15 protein-coding genes are annotated in these 15,802 nt (G+C 59.1%); 6 read left to right on the top strand and 9 right to left on the bottom strand.

Features of this window, described 5'->3' with window-relative positions:
* Positions 1 to 33: 33 nt before the first annotated feature.
* The 6 genes from CFB10_RS07535 to rirA all read right to left on the bottom strand — a co-directional run bounded on the left by CFB10_RS07535 (position 34) and on the right by rirA (position 5,700).
* Entirely contained in the window at positions 34 to 774 is a 741-nt protein-coding gene (locus tag CFB10_RS07535; RefSeq protein ID WP_020011187.1) for an ABC transporter permease, read from the bottom strand.
* Positions 771 to 1,709 (bottom strand): ABC transporter ATP-binding protein, encoded by a 939-nt coding sequence (locus CFB10_RS07540; protein WP_020011186.1) that lies wholly within the window; start codon positions 1,707 to 1,709, stop codon positions 771 to 773. The genes CFB10_RS07535 and CFB10_RS07540 overlap by 4 nt, the downstream gene beginning before the upstream one ends.
* Positions 1,706 to 2,872 (bottom strand): ABC transporter permease, encoded by a 1,167-nt coding sequence (locus tag CFB10_RS07545; RefSeq protein WP_026363823.1) that lies wholly within the window; start codon positions 2,870 to 2,872, stop codon positions 1,706 to 1,708. The genes CFB10_RS07540 and CFB10_RS07545 overlap by 4 nt, the downstream gene beginning before the upstream one ends.
* A 79-nt stretch (positions 2,873 to 2,951) precedes the next feature.
* Positions 2,952 to 3,863, bottom strand: a complete 912-nt coding sequence (locus CFB10_RS07550) for an ABC transporter substrate-binding protein (RefSeq protein ID WP_020011184.1) — start codon at positions 3,861 to 3,863, stop codon at positions 2,952 to 2,954.
* Positions 3,864 to 4,012: 149 nt separating this feature from the next.
* A complete protein-coding gene (locus CFB10_RS07555; protein WP_026363822.1) occupies positions 4,013 to 5,059 on the bottom strand; it encodes an AbrB family transcriptional regulator in 1,047 nt (348 codons plus the stop codon).
* A 170-nt stretch (positions 5,060 to 5,229) separates the two neighbouring features.
* Complete coding sequence (gene rirA, locus CFB10_RS07560; protein WP_003507367.1) at positions 5,230 to 5,700, bottom strand: iron-responsive transcriptional regulator RirA; 471 nt, start codon at positions 5,698 to 5,700, stop codon at positions 5,230 to 5,232.
* A 173-nt stretch (positions 5,701 to 5,873) separates the two neighbouring features.
* On the opposite strand from rirA, the gene CFB10_RS07565 reads away from it, so the two are divergent.
* On the top strand, positions 5,874 to 6,923 hold the full coding sequence (locus CFB10_RS07565) for a Fe(3+) ABC transporter substrate-binding protein (protein ID WP_026363821.1): 1,050 nt from the start codon (positions 5,874 to 5,876) through the stop codon (positions 6,921 to 6,923).
* Between the two features lie 24 nt (positions 6,924 to 6,947).
* Here the strand turns inward: CFB10_RS07565 and CFB10_RS07570 are convergent, their stop codons facing one another.
* The 3 genes from CFB10_RS07570 to CFB10_RS07580 all read right to left on the bottom strand — a co-directional run bounded on the left by CFB10_RS07570 (position 6,948) and on the right by CFB10_RS07580 (position 10,799).
* On the bottom strand, positions 6,948 to 8,018 hold the full coding sequence (locus CFB10_RS07570; RefSeq protein ID WP_020011181.1) for a M48 family metallopeptidase: 1,071 nt from the start codon (positions 8,016 to 8,018) through the stop codon (positions 6,948 to 6,950).
* Positions 8,008 to 9,078, bottom strand: a complete 1,071-nt coding sequence (locus CFB10_RS07575) for a YjgN family protein (protein ID WP_020011180.1) — start codon at positions 9,076 to 9,078, stop codon at positions 8,008 to 8,010. The genes CFB10_RS07570 and CFB10_RS07575 overlap by 11 nt, the downstream gene beginning before the upstream one ends.
* Before the next feature lie 224 nt (positions 9,079 to 9,302).
* On the bottom strand, positions 9,303 to 10,799 hold the full coding sequence (locus CFB10_RS07580; RefSeq protein ID WP_020011179.1) for a CoA-acylating methylmalonate-semialdehyde dehydrogenase: 1,497 nt from the start codon (positions 10,797 to 10,799) through the stop codon (positions 9,303 to 9,305).
* A 106-nt stretch (positions 10,800 to 10,905) separates the two neighbouring features.
* On the opposite strand from CFB10_RS07580, the gene CFB10_RS07585 reads away from it, so the two are divergent.
* The 5 genes from CFB10_RS07585 (at position 10,906) to CFB10_RS07605 (ending at position 15,790) form a co-directional block, all read left to right on the top strand.
* Positions 10,906 to 11,787 (top strand): LysR family transcriptional regulator, encoded by an 882-nt coding sequence (locus tag CFB10_RS07585; protein ID WP_026363820.1) that lies wholly within the window; start codon positions 10,906 to 10,908, stop codon positions 11,785 to 11,787.
* 113 nt (positions 11,788 to 11,900) lie between these two features.
* Positions 11,901 to 12,827, top strand: coding sequence for a DMT family transporter (locus CFB10_RS07590; protein WP_170940897.1), 927 nt, complete (start codon positions 11,901 to 11,903; stop codon positions 12,825 to 12,827).
* 280 nt (positions 12,828 to 13,107) lie between these two features.
* On the top strand, positions 13,108 to 14,214 hold the full coding sequence (locus CFB10_RS07595; protein WP_020011176.1) for a DUF475 domain-containing protein: 1,107 nt from the start codon (positions 13,108 to 13,110) through the stop codon (positions 14,212 to 14,214).
* Between the two features lie 362 nt (positions 14,215 to 14,576).
* Entirely contained in the window at positions 14,577 to 14,921 is a 345-nt protein-coding gene (locus tag CFB10_RS07600; protein ID WP_026363819.1) for a MarR family winged helix-turn-helix transcriptional regulator, read from the top strand.
* 17 nt (positions 14,922 to 14,938) lie between these two features.
* The gene (locus CFB10_RS07605; protein WP_020011174.1) at positions 14,939 to 15,790 is read left to right on the top strand and encodes a C40 family peptidase; all 852 of its coding nucleotides are present in this window, start codon (positions 14,939 to 14,941) and stop codon (positions 15,788 to 15,790) included.
* The last annotated feature ends 12 nt before the right edge of the window (positions 15,791 to 15,802 follow it).

Genomic DNA, 15,802 nt, shown 5'->3' on the forward strand with positions numbered 1-15,802 from the left:
ATCGGGAATATAAAAATGCGGGGCTTGCCCGTGTCAGTGCCCCGTTTTGCGGGCTGCGGTCTTTTCCAGCGCGGAAAAGCCGGTGTGAATCAGGATCGCCAGCGCCGCAACGATCAGCCCGCCCTGCAGAATGAAGGCGAGGTTGTTGGATTGCAGGCCGGCAATGATCACTTCACCAAGCGTCCGCGCCGCGACTGTCGAGCCGATGGTCGCAGTGGAAAGGCTGATGACCGCCGAAAGCCTGATACCTGCGAGAATGGCCGGAAGGGCGAGCGGCAATTCCACTTTGACAAGCCGCTGCCAGCCGGTCATGCCGCTGCCTTTGGCGGCATCCATCACGGTGGCGGGCAGGGTGGTGAGCCCTGTCAGCGTATTTTCGAAAACTGGTAGCAGCGCATAGAGAAACAGCGCAATGAGTGTGGGTTTTTCGCCAAAACCGATCATCGGTACGGCAAGCGCCAGCACTGCCACGGGCGGAAAAGTCTGGCCGATATTGACGATGCTGCGCGACAGCGGCAGGAAGTCCGTCCCGAATGGTCGGGTGACGAGAACCGCAAGCGCCCCCGCCGTGAGCGTGGCGAGCCCGGTCGCAATCGCGACTGTGGTGAGATGCGACAGCGTCAGGGAAAAGAGATTTGCCTGCGTGTAGATCGCCGGCGCATTGGCCTGCACGAGAGGGCGGAACAGGGGTGCGAAGACCTGCGGCACGGCAAGGAAGATGATCAGCGCCAGCGTCAGAAAACCGAGAGCAAGGAAGGACAATGCGTTTTTCATGGAATTCCGGCGGCACGCTGGAGGAGAACGTCACGCCGCACCCGGCCGGCGGGTTGCCCATTGTCTTTGACTATTGGCAAGGCGTCGCAGCCCGCCCATAACATTGCTGACAGGGCGTCGCGCTGGCTTGTATGTTCGTTGAGCGGTTCGCCCTCTGCGTTTCCCGGCTCCACGACATCGGCAACGGAGAGAACAGAAAGCAGTTTCAGGGCCCGTTCGTTTTCGCCGATCATGGTGGCGACGAAATCCGTCGCCGGTTTCAGCACGAGCTCAGCTGGCGGGCAGTCCTGCACGATCCGGCCCTTGTCCATCACGGCGATACGATCCGCCAGATGAAAAGCCTCGTCCATATCATGGGTGACAAGAACGACCGTCACGCCGAGCTTCTTCTGGATATCGAGAAGATCGTTCTGGGCCTTGGCGCGGATCACCGGGTCCAAGGCGCCGAAGGGCTCGTCCATCAGAAGAATGTTGGGTTCTGCGGCCAGCGCACGCGCCACGCCGACACGCTGCTGCTGACCGCCTGAGAGTTCATGTGGGAAACGGTCGGCATAAAGCGTGGGGTCAAGCTGGAAGAGATGCATCAGCGCATCGATCTTCTCCGCGATGCGCTTGCGGTCCCACCCGATCAGCTGCGGCACGGTCGCGATATTTTCGGCCACCGTCCGGTGCGGAAACAGGCCATGACCCTGAATGGCATAACCGATCTGGCGGCGTAGCTTGAAGCCGGGTATCGCGCTGACATCCTCTCCGTCGATCCGGATCGTGCCGGAAGTCGGTTCCACCAGCCGGTTTATCATGCGCAGCAGGGTAGTTTTTCCCGAACCCGAGGTGCCGACAATGACGGTGACGGTGCGCGGGGCTACTGTTAGCGATACCTGATCCACGACGGTCGTATCGCCATAACGTTTTGTGATGGTGTCGATCTCGATCATGCCTTTTGCCTTCCGCCTGCGCTGAAGAGATTGCTGTCGATGAGGGCGTCAAGTGTTATCGCGGCGGCAAAGCCGAGAAGAACGGTGGGCACGGTGCCAAGCAGCACAAGGTCCATCGCCGTCTGCCCGATGCCCTGAAACACGAAAACGCCAAAACCACCGCCGCCGATCAGGGCGGCGATCGTCGCCAGGCCGATATTCTGCACCAGCACGATGCGCATACCGGTGAGGATGACCGGCATGGCCAGCGGAAACTCCACCCGCAGCAGCCGTTGCACCGGTGTCATGCCAAGGCCGCGCGCCGCTTCCCGCACCGCCTGCGAAACGCCGGAAAGGCCGACCACCGTGTTGGAAACCACTGGCAGCAGTGAATAGAGAAACAGCGCCACGAAGGCGGGCGCCATGCCGATGCCGGCGATGCCGATCCTCGCTGCACCCGGGACCGTGGCCGCGATCCATCCGAGCGGCGCGATCAGCAAACCGAAAAGGGCGATGGAGGGGATGGTCTGGACGATATTGAGGGTGTTCAGCACCCCCGCCCGCAGCCGTTCGACCTTGTAACAGAGGATGCCGAGCGGAATACCCGCGATGGTCGCTGCGATCAGCGAGCCGATGGCAAGCTCCACGTGCCGCAGGGCCTCGGTCCAGAATATATCGGCCCGGCCGGTATATTCCTTGATGATGGAGAGATCGTTCCAGAGGCCGCTTGCCAGCACCGCCGCAAGCGCGGCCACGGCCACCAGCAACAGTAAAATCCGAACGGCGGGCTTCGGCTGGAGACGCGCAATACAATCCGTGGCGAGCAGAGCCAGTCCGGCAAATATCAGCCAGAATCCGCTGGCGGGCGAAACGCGGGCAAAGCCATTGCCCTCCGGCGTGAGGAAAGACGCCGCCTGGCCGACAAAAACCGCCAGTACCGCAAGGCCGGCCAGCGCGACCGCGAGCTTCAGTCGCGTGGGAAAGCGGAAAAATGCGATGAACGCCACAATGAGAATGATGGCGGTGAGAGCGGCGAAAGCCGAAGCCGGAAGGGCTTCAAAAACCGTTCGTGTCTCACCCTGAACGATCCTGTTCGCACGGAATGTCATGAAGGGTGATGCAAAAAGCGCATAAAGCAGCAGGCACGAAATCAGTATGCCCACCTTGTCAGGCCATTTCGTCAAATCCAGCTCCCCTCCCTTGGGTTAGGGCGGGACCAGGAGAACGCTTCCGTTCCCGCAGCCCGCTGCAGCGCTGCGAGTGTTACTTGACGAAACCGTTCTTGGTCAGAAAGTCGAGCGCCACGGTCTTGGCCTGTTCGCCGCCCACCTGCACGCGGGCGTTCAAATCCTGCAGCGTTGCCAGATCGAGCTTTTCGAACACCGGTTTCAGCAGTTCCTCAATATTCGGGTGCTTTTTGAGAACCTCTTCGCGAATGATCGGTGCAGGCTGATAGACCGGCTGCACATGCTTGTCGTCCTCCAGCACCACAAGCCCGGAGGGGGCGATGCCGCCATCCGTGCCATAGACCATGGCTGCATTGGCGTTGTTCGTCTGGTTGGCGGCGGCGGCGATCGTGGCCGCGGTGTCGCCGCCGGAAAGCGTGATCAGCTGGTCAGGCTTCATGGTGAAGCCATAGGTGGTCTGAAATGCAGGCAGCGCAGCGGCGGAATTGACGAATTCGGAAGAAGCGGCAAGGACCACCTCGCCGCCGCCGGCAACATATTTGCCGAAGTCGGAAAGCGTCTTCAGATTGTTTTTGTCGGCGACATCCTTGCGCAGCGCAATTGCCCAGGTGTTGTTGGCCGGAGATGGTGTCAACCAGACGATCTTGTTGGCATCGTAATCGAGCGTTTTGGCCTCTTCATAACCCTTGACGGCATCTTTCCAGAGCGGATCGTCTGCCTTGGAAAAAAAGAAGGCGGCGTTGCCGGTATATTCCGGATAGATGTCGATTTCGCCCGCGGTGATCGCTTTTCGTACAACCGGTGTGGCGCCAAGCTGGATGCGATCTGTCGTTTCGATCTTGTTCTCGTTCAGGACAGCGAGAATGATATTGCCGAGAACGCCGCCCTCCGTGTCGATCTTAGACGACACCACCACCTGCGCCTGAGCAATGGAAACAGAAAGGGCAAGCGCAAGTCCGGCGCCCGTCAACGTCATCAAGCGGTTCATGAATGTTCCTCCGGTGGGTCAGACTGCCTAACAGGCGAAAGATCGCCGCCGCAATTGCGGCGGAGTATCAACGACCGGAAAGAAAAAAGGTTGCACGCCATTCGCATTTTCGCGTCGATGGCTTCTGTCGGCGCCGATGGTCGTTTTCGTCAGGCTTCGTCGTCCCGCTTGCGCGCATCCTTGCCCATGACGAGCGGCATGAGAACGGAGAGGAAGAGAAGCCTGATGACGTGGTGGGAGCCGACATAGGCGGTATCCGCGTGCATCATCACTGCCATCGCCGCCATGGTTTCCAGGCCACCCGGTGAATAGGCGATCATGACGGCATTGAGCGGGACGCCGGTCACGCCAGAAATCATCCAGGCAATGCTGCCGGCGATCAGCATCACGGCGATGGTGACGACGAAACCCGCCAGAAAACCTTTCCGCACGTCCATCAGCGAGACATTCGAAAAGCGTGTGCCGATAAGGCAGCCGATAAGCACGTAAACCGGCAGGCTGAGCCAGGTGGGAACGCCACCCTCGGTAAGGCCGGTAATGTGGGTGCTGATGGAAATGGCGACGCCGCCGAGCAGCAGAGCGGCCGGAAACTTCCAGCGCAGGAAAAGCCAGCCGGTCAGAAGCGAGGCGCCGATGGTCAGCGCCAGCGTGAACAGGCCCATTGGCGCGTTGGCGACAAGCGGTTCCGTGCTGACGAGATCGAAATATTCGACGATCAGCGGCACGGAAAGCGTCAGCGCCAGAACCCGCACACTTTGCACGATGCTGACGGTTGCAAGGTCGCTTTTCGTCTCGGCGCCAAGGCTGATGATATAGCTGAGATGACCGGGAGAGGCGCCCAGCATCGCCGTTGTCCGGTCGTAACCGAAACCGTAATGCAGGATCCAGTAAGCGACATAGAGCATGATGACGACAGCGACGAGCACGACGATGAAGCTCACGGGCCAGGTTTTTGCGGCGTCGATCACGGAGGGCGTCACGCTCGTTCCCATCGAAATGCCGACGACGACGAAACAGGCATTGCGGATGGAAGCGGGAACGCCAAGCCTTATGCCGGCCAGCCCCGTGATCGTCACCGCAAGCGCCGGGCCGGACAGAAAAGGGGCCGGAATATCGATGAGGCTGGCGAGCAGCGCACCTATGCTGCCGATGAGCGCGGTAAGCGCAAATGTATGGAATTCAGGCTTGATGATCATTGCGACGCTGATTGTTTGCTTGAAAAAGCTCGCGACCAAATGCGCCGCTTCCGTTCGCGACGTCAACACGCGGGATCAAAAATATTATATTTCACGCGTCTTCTTCAAAAGAAAAGCCCGTGACCTGAAGGACACGGGCTGTGACAATTGCCGAGGAGGAAATGAGATTATCAGGCAGCCGGGAGGGCAGCGACCTTCGGCATTTCAGTGTCCAGGCCAAGCAGGAAGTTGATCTGCGGCCGCGCCTTGACGAGATCGTCGATCGAGTATTCCGCCAGAACGTCAAAAAACGCATTGAGCGCCTTGCGAAGCGCCGAGTTGAGGCCGCAGCTGTCGACAAGCGGACATTCCACGGCGCCATCCTCGAAGCATTCGGCCATGGCGAAGCTGTCTTCAGTCACTCGCACCACGTCGAACAGGCTGATTTTTTCAGCGGGTTTGCCAAGGCGCACGCCGCCGTTACGGCCGCGCACGGTTTCCACCAGGCCCGCCTTGTTGAGCGGCTGCAGGATTTTGAACAGGAACAGCTCCGAAACGCCATAGGCCCTGGCGATCTCAGGAATGCGGCTCAGATGGCCTTCATTGGCGGCGCAATACATCAACATGCGAACGGCATAGTTGGTCTGTTTGGTCAAGCGCATGCTGGTCTCCTAACTCTCAATGTGGAGTTATATAGTCTCTTTTTCAGTTTAGAACAATTCCAGAAACTGAAAAAACTGGCACCCATCAGATATTTCTTAAACAGCCGTGTTGACCGTTCTGATGATTCATGAACAAACAAGTCAAGAATCGGAATGTAATGGAGGCATTCATAATGGCAAGCTTGAAATCATACTTTTCCGCTGCCGTTTTTTCAGGGCTGACAATTCTTTCCTTCGCGCCCGCCGTTCTGGCAGAGGGGGAGGTTAACGTCTATTCCTATCGCCAGCCTGAATTGATCCAGCCGCTGCTCGATGCCTTCACCAAGGAGACCGGCATAGAGGCGAATGTACTTTTCCTCGACAAGGGATTGGTCGAACGCATCCATGCCGAGGGTGTCAATTCACCTGCGGATGTGTTGCTGACGGTGGATATTGCCCGCCTCGTCGAGGCGAAGGAAGGCAAGGTTACCCAGCCGGTTCTGGGCGATCCCGTCATCGAAAAGGATATCCCCGCCAATCTGCGTGATCCCGAGGGCGAATGGTTTGGTCTGACGACGCGCGGTCGGGTTGTCTATGCTTCGAAGGAGCGGGTGACACAGAAGGACATTACCTATGAGGAACTTGCCGATCCCAAGTGGAAGGGCAAGATCTGCATTCGCGACGGCCAGCATTCCTATAATATCGCTCTGATCGCCTCGATGATCGCCCATCATGGCGTCGACTATACCCGGACATGGCTCACCGGCCTCAAGAACAATCTCGCCCGCAAGCCTGACGGAACCGACCGCAGCCAGGCGAAATCGATCTTTTCCGGCGAGTGCGATATCGCGCTCGGCAATACCTATTATGTCGGCCTGATGCTGACCAATGATCGAGAGCCGGAAGAAAAGGAATGGGCGGGATCGGTGCGGGTGATCTTCCCCAATGCGGGCGATCGCGGCACACATGTGAATATTTCCGGCATGGCGCTTACGAAATATGCACCGAACAAGGACAATGCACTGAAGCTCATGGAGTTCCTGGCATCGCGCGAGGCGCAGGAAATCTACGCCAAGCAGGTCTTCGAATATCCGATGCTGCCCGGTGCCGAGCCTTCCGACGTGGTGAAGGGTTTCGGTCCCATCCATCCGGACAAGCTGCCGCTGACGGACATCGCCGCCCATCGCAAGCAGGCATCCGAACTGGTGGATGAAGTGAGTTTCAACGACGGCCCGACCAACTGAAGCCGTTTTCCGGATACCGGCGGGTCAGTTACCCGCCGGCTTGTTGTCCAGTGAAGCGTTGTAGTCGAGGATAGCCTTGCGCCTTTCCGGCGTTCCGGGATGGGTGGAGACAATGCTGGTGCCGCCCTTGTCGCCCAGTTTTTCTTCCAGCAGCGCGAAGAAGCGTTCGATGGCAGTGGGGTCAAGCCCTGCCTTGCGCATCAGTTCCACGGAGCGCTGATCCGCCTGCCGCTCGGCATCGCGCGAATGCGATAGCGCCAGAAGGCCGCCGCCCTGTGTAAGAATATCTTCCATGGCCGAGCCGACATCGCCGGCAATCAGCATGACAAGACCGGCAACCCCGGCGGCGCGGTATAGCTGCCGCAGGCTGTGCTCATGTTCCACATGGCCGATTTCATGGGCGAGAACCCCGGTGATCATCTGCCTGTCGCCGCCCGCCAGCTCCACCAGCTCGTCCGTCAGCACCAATGTCCCGTCCGGCAGTGCGAAGGCATTGGGGCCGATATAACCACCCTTGCGGAAATTCAGCTTGTAGTCCTCGGGCGAACCTTCCGCATGGGCGGCGATCCGCGCAAACTCTGCGCGGATGGCGTCCTGCTCTTCCTGCGGTAGTTCGCTCGGAGAGAAGACCGTCTGGTCGAAGGCCTGCATGGTACTGGCCGACATGACCTGCGGAACGATCGGCGGGGTCACCGCGACCGCCAGTTCCACGAGCGCGGGAAGCGCCAGCCTGTAGGTGCCGTAAGCCAGAAGAACGGCTGCGGCGGTGATGCCGATCAGCCGCGGACGAAACTGCTCCAGCCAGTGCACGAAGCCGGCGCGTTTGGTAATGTGCTGGCCAAGCAGACGGTCCACACCGTCATTGTCGCGCGTTTCGAACAGCGACCCATCGGGAAAATGCAACTCCCGGGGGATGGCGCCGACCCGGTGGCTGATCTCCACCGTTTTTATCTCGGCCTGGGTTCTGACATGATCGTCCTTCGCATCGAGCACGAGAAGGACCGTGCCGCCAAGCTTCAACCTGGCGGCGCTGGAAAGATTGGAGCGAGCGGCATGCCACTCGCCCGAAACGGTTTCTCCGGTGTCAGAAACCAAATTCGAAACCTTCCATATCCATATATTCGGCGCTGACGGCAGCGCCCGTCGCCTCCATCGAGGAGAGGACCTCGCCCACATCGCCGTTGAAACGGATTGCCGTACGCTCGACGGTGTAACGCGCTTCACGCACCGCCGCCCATGGCCGCATCAGGCCAAACGTGAAAACGGTGACGATCAGGTTGGAGATGACGATCCAGAGATAGCGGCCGCGATGCAGGTCGCTGTGCAGGTCATGCTTTCCGTCCAGCAGCATGGAGGAAATGACGACATTGCGAACGCCGGTGCGATAAACCACGCCGGCGAGGCCATAGACCAGAAATGCGCCGAAAACACCCACATAGAGCGATGCGAGCGCTGTGGCGATGGCGGCAGTCTCGTCCTCGAGCATCGCACTGTTTGCTGCAAGGGCCGCAAGGCCGAAGAAGCCGACCACGATACCGCCGATCACCACCATGATCGCGGGAATGATCCAGACCCGGTAGAGCTTGCCAATCTTGGGGTCGGCGCTGAAGGGGCGGTCGCCATAGCGCAGGTTTCCGAAAATATAGCGGTTTGCCCAGCGGCTGGACAGCGGCGCCAGAATGCCGAAGGAGAAGAACGCAACGAGGCTGCCGAGCAGGATGGAGACAAAAGCGCCCCATGCCGTGCCGACAAAATCAAAACGCACATTGCGATAGCTTGTCACCCGCGCATTGAAACGAATGCTGCGCGTGATCAGCCATGGAAAGAAGATCATCAGCAGGATTGCCGGCACGAAGACCAGGAACGGATGGATAAGGCCGACGAGCTGCGAGATGACGATGAAGGCAAAGGCGATCAGGCGGCCCTTGAAGATTTGCCCGCCGGTGGCGTGGTAACCGAAAGCGCGGCCGGCCAGCACGGTGTTGCCGTTGAAATAACGCTTGCGGCGCACCTTCGCCCAGGCGGAATAAATGCCGATGGTGATGATCGTCAGGAGAATATTGACGATCCAGATTCCAAAATATTCCTTGGCATTTCCGCTGAACGAGCCGCGTTCGATTGCGCGCTGATCCACGCTGACAGAGATGTCACTCATAATGGTCCCTCATGGCATGCCCCTCTCCGGGCAGATTGAGCTGCAGGCTTCCCCGCTATCGTCGGTCTGGCGGCGTCCCCACGCCGCAACCGCTGTCTTACGACATAACATCTTTAAGTGGAAATATTTTGAAGGAAAAACTTGATGATTTTGGTTTTCTTTTAATCAAAAAAGCCCCGCTGCAAAAAACAGCGGGGCTTTTTTCCGATTGCCGGATTTTCGGCTTATTTCATCGTCGGCATGACGAATTCGGCACCCGACTTGATGCCCGACGGCCAGCGTGAGGTGATCGTCTTGGTCTTCGTCCAGAACTTGATCGAATCCGTGCCGTGCTGGTTGAGATCGCCGAAACTCGAAGCCTTCCAGCCGCCGAAGGAATGGTAGGCGAGCGGAACCGGGATCGGAACGTTGATGCCGATCATGCCGATGTTGATGCGGCTTGCGAAGTCGCGGGCAGCGTCGCCGTCACGGGTGTAGATCGCAACGCCGTTGCCATATTCATGCTTCATCGGCAGTTCGAGCGCATCTTCGTAATTCTTGGCGCGAACGACGGACAGAACCGGTCCGAAGATTTCCGTCTTGTAGATGTCCATGTCAGGGGTGACGTGGTCAAACAGGCAGCCGCCGACGAAATAGCCGTCTTCATAGCCCTGCAGCTTGAAGTCGCGGCCATCGACCAGCAGCTTCGCACCCTGTTCAACGCCGCTGTTGATCAGTCCCTTGACGCGCGTCTGCGCCTCCTTGGTAACGAGCGGGCCCATATCGGCCTTGTCGTCGGTGTAGGGGCCGATCCTCAGGCTTTCGATCTGCGGGATAAGCTTTTCAACGAGACGATTTGCCGTCTCTTCGCCAACCGGAACCGCAACGGAAACGGCCATGCAGCGTTCGCCGGCCGAGCCGTAACCCGCGCCCATCAGTGCGTTTACTGCCTGATCGAGATCGGCATCCGGCATGATGATCATGTGGTTCTTCGCGCCGCCGAAGCACTGCGCACGCTTGCCGTTCATGGCGGCGGTGCCATAGACGTAGCGGGCGATCGGCGTCGAGCCGACGAAGGAAACCGCGCCGATGTCAGGATCGGTCAGGATGGCGTCGACGGCGCCCTTGTCACCATTGACGACGTTGAGAATGCCGGCCGGAAGACCGGCTTCGATCATCAGCTCGGCAAGGCGGATCGGCAGGGACGGATCGCGCTCGGAGGGCTTCAGGATGAAGGCGTTGCCGCAGGCGATCGCCGGGGCGAACATCCACATCGGGATCATGCCGGGGAAGTTGAACGGCGTGATGCCTGCGCCGATGCCAACCGGCTGGCGGATCGAATACATGTCGATGGCCGGGCCTGCGCCCTCGGTGAACTCACCCTTCTGCAGGTGCGGAATGCCGCAGACGAATTCGCAGACTTCCAGACCGCGGATGATGTCACCCTTGGAATCTTCGACGGTCTTGCCATGCTCGCTGGAAAGCAGCACCGCCAGTTCGTTGATATCGCGGTTCAGAAGTTCGACGAACTTGAAGAAAACGCGGGCGCGGCGCTGCGGATTGGTGGCGGCCCACTTCGGCTGCGCAGCCTTGGCGCTTTCCACGGCGGCGCGCAGCTCGGCGTCGCTCGCAAGTGCGACAGTCGCCTGCACTTCGCCGGTGGCCGGGTTGTAGACATTGGATGTGCGGCCGCTGGTGCCGGGCACATGCTTGCCGTTAATGAAATGACCGATTTCCTTCATGGGTTTTCCTCCAGAATGTGATGGCGCAGCATTACCTTTCGATTTGCACAAATCAATCGCCTGAAATAAGCATCCATTGTGCAAAAATGCACATAAGGAGGGCGCCGTGAACTGGGATGATGTGCGTTTGTTTCTAAGCGTGGCGCGAAGCGGACAGTTTCTTTCCGCCGCCAGAAAGCTCGGCGTCAACCACGCCACCCTCAGCCGGCGAATTTCAGCACTTGAAGCGGCGATCGGCACGCAACTCTTTCTGCGAAGCACCAATGGCTGCGAGTTGACGGAGGAGGGACAGCGTCTTCTTGCCGGGGCGGAGCGCATGGAAACCGAAATGCTAAATGCACAGGCCAATCTCGGCCGTGTTGATACGGCTGTGGCGGGAACGGTGCGCATCGGCGCGCCTGATGGCCTCGGTGTTTCCTTCCTCGCCCCGCGACTTGGCCGGCTGACGGCGCGTTATCCCGATCTGAAAATCCAGCTCGTGCCGGTGCCGCGCTCTTTCTCCCTGTCACAGCGTGAGGCCGATATCGCCATCACCATCGAAAGACCAGAGCAGGGCAGGCTGATGTTTTCAAAGCTCACCGATTATTCGCTGGGTCTCTACGCCTCGGCGGATTATCTGGCCGAATATGGAACGCCTGCGGATATTGAAGCGCTGAAGCGCCACCGGCGGATCGGTTATGTGGAAGACCTCATCTTCTCGCCTTCGCTGAATTTTACCGGCGAGATCATGCGTGACTGGGATGCCGCCTTTGAAATCTCGAGCGCTACCGGCCAGACCGAGGCGGTACGTTCAGGTGCGGGTATCGGCATCCTGCATAATTATATCGCCGGGCAATATCCCGAGCTTCTGCGGATCATGCCCCATCTTACCATCAGCCGATCCTACTGGACGGCCTATCACGAATCCGCCCGACAACTGGTCCGGGTCCGAACGGTGGTCGATTTTCTCCAGGAACTCGTGGCCGAAGAGCGACGCATCTTCACCTGATATCTGCGTGCCAATATATTAGTACTATTAATTGCACGGGACCAGCCGTTCTGGGCTTGACAAAGGATGGCTGGTTGGACGACCAATGCAACCATTGGGAGATCGGAACTGACATGTCGACTATGATACGAAAGCTTTCGCCGACGGGCCTCGGCGTGGCCGTCATGCTGCTTGGAATGCTGCTTTTCGCGTTGAACGACGCCATGGGAAAATGGCTCGTCTCTACCTATAGCCAGGGTCAGGTGATCCTGATCCGCAGCGCCGCAGCGCTTGTCATCCTTGTTCCCATCGTCTGGAGATCCGGTCTTTCCGGCCTCGTGAAAATCGAGCGGCCTGGCCTTCAGGTGGCGCGTGTCTTCTTCTCCACCGCAGAGCTTTTCTGTTTCTATTTCGCGGTCGCGTCTCTTCCGCTGGCCGACGTCATGACCTATTGGCTCGCGGCTCCGATTTACGTGGCGGCGCTCTCGCCGTTTCTGCTCGGAGAAAAGGTCGGCTGGCGTCGCTGGACGGCAATCGCCATTGGTTTTGTCGGCGTTCTCATCGCGCTCAAACCCAGCTCGGCAAGTCTCACCTCCGCCGCGCTCTTTTCCATACTCGGCAGCGCCGCCTTCGCCTTCATGATGTTGTCCGGCCGCCAGCTGCGCAATACGCCGGATACGGTGCTCGCCTTCTGGCAGATCATTGGTGCGGCACTTGCGGGCATTGTCGCGGTGTTCCTCACGCCATCGGGCTGGCTGCCGGTTCAGTCCAGTTTCGATCTGGCCTTCCTCGGCCTGCTCGGCGTCGTCGCCATGGCGGCGCATGTGCTGGTCAACCGGGCGCTTAAACTCGCCGATGCCGCCACCGTCGCGCCGCTGCAATATACTCTGCTGCTCTGGGCGGTGATTTTCGGCTGGCTGTTCTTCGGTGATGTGCCGCAGACGAGTATCGTCGTCGGCGCGGGCCTGATCGTCCTTTCCGGTCTTTACATCTTCTTTCGTGAAAATACGCTCAAGCGCCGCCTTGAAACCGCCGAAAGACTGGCTGCGGAGCAGGTTTGATCTTTGGTCACAATCACGGGACTTGACGAAGGCGTGATCTTCAGGGAGTAAGAAGGGGCCCTGCGATGATTTGTCTCGCAAGGGCAGAGGAAACAAAGGTGCCGGGCCCCTCTGGCGAGAGTTTTACGGCGCTCTCGTGATGTCGGTACCGCCTGCAAAAATTGGCCGGCGGATTAAAAACTATGAAAAACCTGAATGTGCTTCGCGCGCGTGCTCTCCGCGTGCGGGCTGACGCCCCGCGTCCGTCCGCAAACGCCCTCGTTTTGGGAGGTGACCGGACATGAGCGCCACCCAGAAAAAAACGCTTTCCTACTTCAAATGGGCTTTTATCGTCACCGTGGTCGGTTTGATCCTCGGCGGTTATCTCGGTTGGGAAATGACCGGAACGGTGGGCGGCACGGCGACGATCTTCTTCATCTGCGTCGTTCTGGCGGTGCTGGAAATCTCGCTCTCCTTCGACAACGCCATCGTCAACGCCAACAAGCTCAAGGATATGACGCCGGTCTGGCAGCACCGCTTCCTGACCTGGGGTATCCTGATCGCCGTTTTCGGCATGCGTATCGTCTTCCCGCTGCTGATTGTCGTCGTTGCTGCGAATGTCGGTCCGTGGACGGCAATCGTGATGGCGGCCACGCAGCCGGAACGTTACGCGGAAATCATGCGGGACGCCCATCTGCCGATTGCGGCATTCGGCGGCACCTTCCTGATGATGGTCGGTCTCAACTTCTTCTTCGACCACGAAAAGGACGTGCACTGGGTGCGCTGGATCGAAGAAAAGGCGGCGATCTATTCCTCCGTCAAGGGCATCGAGATCGCCTTCGTGCTTGTCGTCATGCTGGTCTTTTCCCGCATCATCGGCGCAAGCGATGATCCCGCGCTCGGTCCGGTCGCGGCCAACACCTTCTTCCATTCGGCGATCTGGGGTCTTTTGACCTTCCTGCTGGTGGAAGTCGTTGGCGGCATTCTCGACCGCAGTCAGGAGATGCTGGAAGGTGCTGCAAAGGGCGGCTTCGGCGCGTTTCTTTATCTCGAAGTGCTGGATGCCAGCTTCTCCTTCGACGGCGTGATCGGCGCTTTCGCGCTGACGCAGAACCTCTTCATCATCGCCATCGGCCTCGGCATCGGCGCCATGTACGTCCGTTCGATGACCATCATGCTGGTGGAGAAGGGGACACTGGCCGAATATCGCTACCTCGAACACGGCGCTTTCTACGCGATCCTCATCCTGTCCGTCATCATGTACGTGCAGACCATGGTGCATATACCCGAGGTCATCACGGGCCTTGGCGGTGCGGGCCTGATCGGTATCTCGCTCTGGTCGTCGATCCGCTATAACCGGCAGCAGAATGCCGACGCGGTCGATGCCGCACGCGGCGCGGAAATCTGATCCGCGATTGTCCTTGCCTTCCGCCGTCGCGGCGGAAGGCAGTTTTTAAGCATTGAATTCTTTTTTGCCTGTTTTTATTGCTAGTCACTCTTTGTGGAAAATTCAGCCACAAGCAGAATAAGCTCCTTAAGTCGCTGTTTTTACTTGTACTTGTGCGCCGCAGCAAAACTGGCACGCTTCCTGCATCTTAATTCGCAAGTCCAGAGGGGACATTATGGCTCGAAAACGGGTCAACAAACGCCGCCGCGCCGCGCGATCTTTCGGATCTGCGCCGTGCGGCGGTTTTGTTTGTGCGGGATGGTTCTTGAGTTTTTCGCTCTGTTGAATGAAAACGGTAGGATAACGACTGGAAGGGTCACGGCTTGCCTGCACAATTGTCGCCCACGGGGGCCTTGGGGCTCTGGCATCGTGTATCCACGGCGCAGGTCGTTGACGATCAGCCGGATTTGACCTTGCGTCAAACCGCCATCCTGCTGCAGATTTATCTCGTGCCGCCCCCCCACACCGTGCGGGGTCTTGCCGCCATGCTGGGTGTCACCAAGCCGGTCATTACCCGCGCGCTCGACAGTCTGGGCGCTCTCGGTCTGGTCGATCGGGTCCGGGATGAGCGGGACAAGCGCAATGTTGTGATAAAACGCACGGTGGCCGGTGCGCTTTATCTGGAAAAATTCGGCGATCTGATTATTGATCAGGCGCGCAAGATCTAACCTCTGGATGTGAACCCATGATGCTCGACCGCCGCCTGAATGTCTTCCGCTCCGACCTTGCCGATGAAAAACTGCAGGGCGCGGTGCAGGCCGAACGTTTCGTCAGCGGCACGGCCGCCCAGATCGTGTTGCCGGTTACTGGCCTGCGGCCGACGCCCGATTTTGCCGCCGGCATCGATACCGAGCTGCTGTTTGGCGAAACTATCCGTGTTTTCGACAGGGCCAACGGCTGGGCATGGGTGCAGGCGGATGCGGATGGGTATGCCGGCTACGTGCCGGAAACGGCGATCGGTGATGTCGCCACCGCCACCCATCGGGTGATTGCACCGCGCACTTTTCTCTACCCAGCCGCTGAATTGCGCAAACCGCCGGTCGCAGCGCTGTCCATGGGTAGCCTGATCCGCATCGTCGGCGAAGCGGAAACACGCGGCACCCGTTACCTGCTGACCGAAAAAGGCGAAGGCATCATCGCCGCCCACTGCCAGGCCGTCGACGTGGCGCTTGACGAAGATTATGTGGCGGTGGCGCTGCGATTTATCGAAACGCCCTATCTCTGGGGCGGCCGCTCCGGCTTCGGTATCGATTGTTCCGGCCTCGTGCAGCTTTCCATGGCCATGACGGGCCGGCGGGTCCTGCGTGATACCGACATGCAGGTAAAGTCGCTCGGCGTGGAAATCGAGCGGGATGAATTGCGCCGCGGCGATCTGGTTTTCTGGAAGGGCCATGTCGGTCTCATGGAAAACGAGGAAACGTTGCTGCATGCCAATGGCCATACGATGAATGTCGCACGCGAAAATCTTGATGCGGCCATTGAACGCATTGGCTGGCTTTATCAAAAGCCAACGGCGTACCGCCGGCTGGAGGCCTGAGACGGCGGCTTT

This window comes from Agrobacterium sp. 719_389 (assembly GCF_900188475.1).
GTDB classification, from domain to species: Bacteria; Pseudomonadota; Alphaproteobacteria; order Rhizobiales; family Rhizobiaceae; genus Agrobacterium; species Agrobacterium radiobacter.